The organism is Synechococcus sp. R5-12 (assembly GCF_047502655.1).
Taxonomy (GTDB): domain Bacteria; phylum Cyanobacteriota; class Cyanobacteriia; order Thermostichales; family Thermostichaceae; genus Thermostichus.
Genome location: NZ_JANSIM010000280.1, coordinates 1 through 6,692 on the forward strand (window position 1 = coordinate 1; position 6,692 = coordinate 6,692).

The 6,692-nt window shown below is 58.2% G+C and carries 6 protein-coding genes; 2 read left to right on the plus strand and 4 right to left on the minus strand.

Going from position 1 to position 6,692, the window contains the following annotated elements:
• Window positions 1–66: 66 nt before the first annotated feature.
• The 3 genes from NW843_RS13295 to NW843_RS13305 all read right to left on the minus strand — a co-directional run bounded on the left by NW843_RS13295 (window position 67) and on the right by NW843_RS13305 (window position 3,257).
• A complete protein-coding gene (locus NW843_RS13295) occupies window positions 67–1,437 on the minus strand; it encodes a cytochrome c biogenesis protein (protein WP_414523188.1) in 1,371 nt (456 codons plus the stop codon).
• A gap of 111 nt (window positions 1,438–1,548) precedes the next feature.
• Window positions 1,549–2,298 carry a cytochrome c biogenesis protein CcdA gene (locus tag NW843_RS13300; RefSeq protein ID WP_414381388.1) on the minus strand — a complete coding sequence of 250 codons (750 nt, stop codon included), beginning with the start codon at window positions 2,296–2,298 and terminating at the stop codon, window positions 1,549–1,551.
• Between the two features lie 68 nt (window positions 2,299–2,366).
• Window positions 2,367–3,257, minus strand: a complete 891-nt coding sequence (locus NW843_RS13305; RefSeq protein WP_414523189.1) for a prephenate/arogenate dehydrogenase — start codon at window positions 3,255–3,257, stop codon at window positions 2,367–2,369.
• Window positions 3,258–3,766: 509 nt separating this feature from the next.
• Here NW843_RS13305 and NW843_RS13310 point away from each other — a divergent pair.
• A complete protein-coding gene (locus tag NW843_RS13310; RefSeq protein WP_414357461.1) occupies window positions 3,767–4,165 on the plus strand; it encodes a hypothetical protein in 399 nt (132 codons plus the stop codon).
• On the opposite strand, the gene NW843_RS13315 is transcribed toward NW843_RS13310, so the two are convergent.
• Complete coding sequence (locus NW843_RS13315) at window positions 4,162–6,081, minus strand: ABC1 kinase family protein (protein ID WP_414406966.1); 1,920 nt, start codon at window positions 6,079–6,081, stop codon at window positions 4,162–4,164. The two genes, NW843_RS13310 and NW843_RS13315, sit on opposite strands and share 4 nt — an antisense overlap.
• Before the next feature lie 251 nt (window positions 6,082–6,332).
• Here NW843_RS13315 and NW843_RS13320 point away from each other — a divergent pair.
• A partial coding sequence (locus NW843_RS13320) for a hypothetical protein (protein WP_414523190.1) occupies window positions 6,333–6,692 on the plus strand: 360 nt, incomplete at its 3' end.

Here is a 6,692-nt window from a genome sequence, read left to right on the forward strand (position 1 = left end):
AGATCAACTGGTAGTAATCCGTACTGAACATATTATACATTATTATTATCAGTATAGTTGAGCTTATTATTGACTAGAGTCATGCTCCACCAAGCGGTCGAATTCTCGCTCGAAGGTGACCAAAGCCCGGTTGGTTTTGCCCCCCAAGTAGAGCCCCGTCTCCGTTTGCAAAGCCCAGATTTGGCTGTAGCTGAAGTAGCTCATCACCACCCCCACCATCAACAGGCCAAATCCGAGATACACCGCAGGGATCCCTGGATCGGATTTAATTTGCAGTCCGGTAGCGCCGATCACCTCATCCAGATGCAGAGTGAGCGGGTTGGGGAAGCGTTGGGGAGCGACCTCGTCGAGGGCCAAGCTCATGCCTTGGCGCAGGGATCCCATCCATTGCCCTTCAGTGTCGTAGAGGAGGGCTGTCCCCTGCAGATCCGGCAGCAGCAGCGTGAGGCCCTGGCTCATGTCCGGCTGGGTGGGCACAAAAGCGCCCCAGAGTTTGTTGCCTGCCTCGGTGCGCACCGGCACCACCGGGATTTGAAAAGAGGGGCTATTGTTGACGCGGATGCGGATGCTGTCGATGCTCCAATCGGCTTGGTAAAGGGTCACACCCCGGTAGGAGAGAGGATGGTTGACGGAAATGGTCTGACGTTTAACCTCCTGACCCTGATCCAAAATCGAGAGGTCGGAATAAAACTGCTTGACCCGGCCATCGGCAGCGTAGTCAATCCAGAAGCGATTGTCCCGAATTTGCCAGGTAGGCAAGTGAGCGCGAGCCAGATCCCCTGCTCCGGTCAAGTGTTGAATGGAAGCCACGCTGCCGCTGGGAATGAGTTCTTGGGCCTTGAAGCCGCTAATGCTGCCCCAAATGGCCCCCAGCAAGATCAGCAGCATACTGACATGCACCAAGATGGGGCCGATCCTGCCGATTAACCCCTTGCGGGCGTAGAGGTAATGGCCCTCCTGAAACACCAGATAGCCCTGTCGACGCAACTGCTGCGGCAGCCCTTGTAAGGATTGTTGGGGCAGATAAGTCCAAAAGGGCAGGCGCTGAAAAGACTGCGGACGGGTGAGATAGCTCCAACGGCGAGCCACCTTGAGCATTGGCCACTGGCGCGTAAAGGAACAGGCGATAAGGCTGCTGCCGAACAGGATTAAAATAGCCAGAAACCAAGGGGTGCGGTAGACGTGATCCAATCCCAAGTTCAGGATCACCCGCCACGTGAGAAAGCCAAACAGGGCCGGATGCTCCGGATAGTGGGCTTGATAAAAAGCCGCTGTTTCCTCTTGCTCAATTACCGTGCCGGTGGCGCTCAAAACCGCAATCGCCAACAAAAGGCCGATGGCCAGGCGCAGATCCGCCAGCAGCGGCAGCAGCTCATGTCGAAAATACCGCCGCAGCGAGGAAGCCCAGCGGGCAAGCGGGAGAGAGTATATGACCATGAGAAGTTTGTCGGCTCAAGATTCAGACCGCTGCTCTTGCCAGGCAAGGTGCAGTCCCCAACAGGGTGCTGTAGGTGTAGCCCCATCTTAGCCTGCAGCAGCAGGGATCCCTTAGGCCCAAGCCGACAAGATTGTTACGCTGCCGAACCCCACCAACACCACCCCACTGGCATAAGTGAGCCAGCCCGACCAGCGCCGCAGGGCCAACAGTTGCTTCACCAACCCGGTAAACACCCCCGCCAGGAGCAGAGGAAAGGCCAATCCCAGCCCGTAAGCCAGCAGCAGCCCGCCTCCTACCCAGGGTTGCCCTGTGGTGGAAACCCAGGCCAGCAAAGCCACCAAAACCGGCGTACTGCAGGGAGAGGCCACCAGGCCAAAAGTTAACCCCAGCAACACTGCCCGACCCAGCCTGGGCCATTCTCCGGGAATCTCGAGGCGGTTAAACCAATCGGGAAAACGCAGGGGGATCACCTCTAACAAGTTCAGCCCCATCAAAATAGCAATTCCCCCCACCACAACAGGCCCGAAGGATCCGGTTTGTCCGTAAACGCGACCCAGCAAAGCTGCCGACAAACCCAGCAGGGTCAGGGTAAAAGCCACCCCAGCCGCAAAACCCAAAGATTGAGCCCAAACTTGCCGCCGCCCTTCCCCAGCCGTTTCCTCAGAAGCGGGGGTGTAGCCGCCGATGTAGCCGATGGTCACCGGCAGCATAGACAACGTGCAGGGGGAAAGACTAGTGAGCAAGCCCGCCAGACCCACCACCAACAGACTAACGGGAGAAAGGTGCTGCAGTTGAAACTGCACCAGCTCAGTTGCCCATTGTTCTAGGTGGTAAAGCCAGAGCTGAGCCGCATTCAACATAAGCTCAATCTGTCAACATAAGCCCAAGGTAGCATGAAGGATCCCCGAGCCCGTTCAAGATATCTTTGCTATCCATTCCCACCGCCCAGGTTGTGGAGAATTTCGCGAGGATGGTTGACCGGGAACTGCTGCCATTCTTGTTGAGCTCGTTGCAGCACCCGGAGCAATTCGTCCCACTTTTCGCCATCGATCAACCGCTCTATCTGTCGTAACTGGGTTTGGTAGCTGTGCAGGGCAGTCAGCAGCGCCTGCCGGTTGTGGCGGGCCATCTCCAAACCCAATTGCGGGATCCCTCCGCCAACACGGCTGGTATCGCGGAATCCGCTGCTGGCCAAAGTGCGGGCCAATTCCAGAATCGCGGGATCCCCTTCTTGGCTAACCGCTGCGATCAAACTGGCGCTGACCATAACTGGCAAATGGCTGATCCAGGCCACCGCTCGGTCATGGCGTGCGGGATCCGTGAGGACAGCTTCTGCGCCAACAGCAGCAATCAGTTCTTTCACCGCATCGAGAGCCTGAGGTTGGGTCTCGGCGATGGGAGTGAGCACGTAGGGCCGCCCCCGAAACAAGTCAGCTTCTGCCGCTTGGATCCCTTGCAGGCTTTTGCCGGCCATGGGGTGCCCCCCCACAAACCAGGGCCACAATTCGGTTGCCGGAGCAACGATGGGCTGCTTAACCGAGCCGACATCGCTCACCACGGTTTCTGCCGACAAATAAGGCAACAGGGCGGCTAGCGTGGCCAACACCTGCTCCAGAGGGGTACAGATCAGCACCCTTTGAGGGTCAAAGCGAGCCAACTGGGCCAACTCGGTTCCACAGCCTTGGACAGCACCCCGTTCCAGAGCCTGTTTGCAGGTGGCCGGGTTGCGGCTTATCCCCCAGACGGGATATCCCTTTTCGGTCAGTTTGAGGGCCAGGGATCCGCCAATCAACCCCAACCCGACAATGGCAATGCGCATAGTATCTCAGTAAGCCAGTGAAACTCCTTTTTGGACACCACCAACAACCGCTTCCAGGTGTAGTAGGAGGCTGCTCCCGTAGCTCAGCGATACTCGCCACCGGCGGGCAAGCCTAGTTCCTTCCGAAGCTCCCGCCGCAGCAGCTAAATTCTCGGCCAGGGACTGTCCACTTGTCCATTTTTAAGTCAATATAGGGGTAATATCCGGGCTTGCTTACCCTGCGGATTCGTGGTAGCCAAACTGGCCTCCGACAGGAAAAACAAGGGCAGGCCTTGGATGTATTGGCAGGAGCTCGGCCCGCTGTGGACTGCTGTTGCGCCGAAGGGATCCCAGCCTTTCGTGCCGGCTCAGCGCAGTTCTTCTTCGCTTACTCAAGAGCAGGTGTCCCTCTTCTCAGCGATTCTCCAGAACTGTACCCATCGAGCCACTTTCACAGCGGGCTCGGCTTTTGGCCTGCGAGTTCCCGCTTTAACCCCCGTTGGGGAGCACTCTGTCGTTTAGGAGATTCTATGCCTAGTGAACCCAAAACCCGCAAGAGCCGTGAAAGCACTAACCCGCGCCCGCGCGACCGTCGTCGTGAATCGGCCAAAGGGAGCAAAGGGGCAGTTCCAGCCACCAACCTCTCCTTGCCGAAGTTAATTCAAGAGAATGCGGTGCTCCAATCTCGCAGCCAGTTGTTGTTGATGTACAGTGACTTCCAAACCGAAATGCCCAACGATGGCAAAACCGGTGTGGGCACCTGGCTACAGTCTCGACTCAAGGAGCACGGCATGCCCAGCCTGCTGCGTTTTGGCCCCCGCTCCCGCCCCCAGGTTTTCCGCCGCGATGAATTTTCCGAGTGGATTACGCTGGCTCTGGCCTCTGTTAACCCCAACAGCGATACTGCCCCCCAAGAGCACCTGAGCTAGGCCGGAAGGGGAAGTTGAGCGGTAGAAGCAGAGGTTGCTGGCCCAGGGATCCCGCCACGCCCGTTGAGGGAAGAGGGTGAACTGGGCTTTTCTGTATCCGGCAATAGCAGGTCGCGGATGAGGCGAGCTGCCGAGCGTTGCAACCAGCGGGAGGCCAATTGACGGCCCAGTTGTTGAGCTTCCGGTTTGGCAGCCACCTTGGCAACAATCGGCAGAAGCTGCAGCGGCTGAAAGCTCGGGTTGCTGCTGAGGAGTTCCCACAGACGCTGCAAATGAGCCAAGCCATCTGAGCCACCCTGGGATCCCGAGCTGGAAAAGAGCACATCCACTAGGCGCTCCCGCAGGAAAGCGCCCCGCTCAGAAAAGATAAAATCAACGGCCTTTTCCAGGGATCCCTGCAGGTCAAAATCCTCGCTGTTGACGGCGTTGCGCAGCAGGTTCTCCAGGCGGTTCCAGCGAAATTGCCCCTGGTTAAACAGCAGCTCCCGCAGGGATACGCGCAGCTCCGGGGCCGGGTCGGTGAGCAGGCGCTGAGCCACGTAGGGATAGGCCACGCTCAACACCTTAAAGTTGGGATCCAGGCCGATGGCGATCCCTTCCAGGGTGAGCAAAGAGCGGATGATCAAGGCGTAGTAGGCGGGAACTCGAAAGGGAAAGTCGTACATCACCCCCGAGAGCCGATCGGTGATGCTCTTGAAATTCAGTTCGGAGACCGATTTGCCCATCGCTTCGGCGAAGACAGCTTCCAGAGCAGGGATGATGGGAGTCAGGTCGGTATCTGGATCCAGGAACTCCAAGTCCACGTAGTCTTGGGCCAGCCCGGCAAAGTCTCGGTTTACCAAATGCACAATCGCCTTGATCAGGCCGTAGCGCTGATGGGGCGCGATGGTGCTCATCATGCCGAAATCGATATAGGCCAGCCGCCCGTCGTACATGGCCAAGAGGTTGCCCGGGTGGGGATCGGCGTGGAAAAAGCCATTTTCCAAAAGCTGCTTGAGGGAGCAATTGACACCGATCTCGATCAAGTGCCGTCCATCCAGCCCCGCAGCAGCGATTTTGTCAACCTGAGTCAGCTTGATGCCATCAATCCACTCCATCGTCAGCACCTTGGTGCGGGTGTACTCCCAGTAAATTTTGGGAGCGTAGATGGAGGGGTGACGGTACAGCGCCAGGAACCGCTCGGCATTGCGGCCCTCCTGCGTGTAGTCCATTTCTTCGTAGAGGCGCCCGGCAAACTCATCGACGATGCCCACCAGGTCGCTGCGGATGCGGCGGAAAGTGCGTTTGGCCCAGGCGGCCAGGCTGCGGACAATATACATGTCGAGAGAGATGCGCCCAATCAAGTCGGGCCGCTGCACCTTGACGGCGACTTTCTCCCCGCTGTGCAAGTAGGCCTGGTACACTTGCCCCAAGCTGGCGGCGGCAATCGGTTCAGGGCTGATCTCTCGAAAGATTTTGTCTACGGGTTTGCCGATTTCCGACTCGATGAGGGCAAAAGCGATGGCATTGTCAAAGGGGGGCAGCTCATCCTGCAGTTTGGCCAGTTCCTCCAGAAACAGGGGCGAAACCAGATCGGGACGGGTGGAGAGGGCTTGGCCGATTTTGATGGCTGTCGGCCCCAATTCCGTGAGGATCTCCCGTAGCCGGGCCGCATGTTTCGGGCGATTCTTCAGTTCTACTCCCCGCCAGCGATCCCAAAACACCCAGGCCAACAAGCCCAAAAAGGGGGTGATCAACTGAAACAGGCGCCGCACCACCAGATCCCAGCGCCCTCGATATTGCTTGGCCAACTGCTCTGGGTCGTAACGCAAGCTTGGCTCAGGAACCACCCCCAGATCTGCCGGAGGGATGGAGACAGCCCCAGAACCCAAGCCATCCTGCCTCGCTGCTATTGTCACTACCGGTGTTGCGCCCATAGATGCCCCAACGGATTCCGTAACACATCTTAACTTGCTGGCTCAGCCTGGCGACCCTCGGAGACAGCCACCGGCCTGCTCGATTGGGTTTGAAAAGGCGGGACGAACCTTCGGAATAAGGATCTTCAGTCTTCTCCCTGAGGAGTTGACAGCAGCCCACCTCTGGGGATCCCCACCAAAACTAGAATGGGAAAACTGCGCTCTCTGCCTCTGTGTCTGGATCCCCCCCTCTACGGCCTGCCGAGCCGAGTGTGACCGGATTTGCAGCCCTTAAGGCGCGCCACGTGCTGTTGGCCTTCTTGGTGATCAACCTGGGGGTAGGCTTGGGAGCCATCGCCTTGGCCCAGCTGTTTCATCTCCCATCTGACGATCCTCTGCTGGCCGACTTTGTCTATTGCGCTACATTTGTCCTCACCTGTATCTGGAGCTGGCGACGGGGGCAGCAAGCCCATCTGCAGATGAGACGGCTGTGGGGCAACTGGCGGGCTGCTATTCCTTGGGGATCCCTGCTGCGGGTGGTGCCGGCTTTGGTAGTGCTCTCCATCGGCACAACTTTACTGATGATCTACGTAAACTACCCGACTCCGACCGCTAAGCGGTACGGAGCGGGC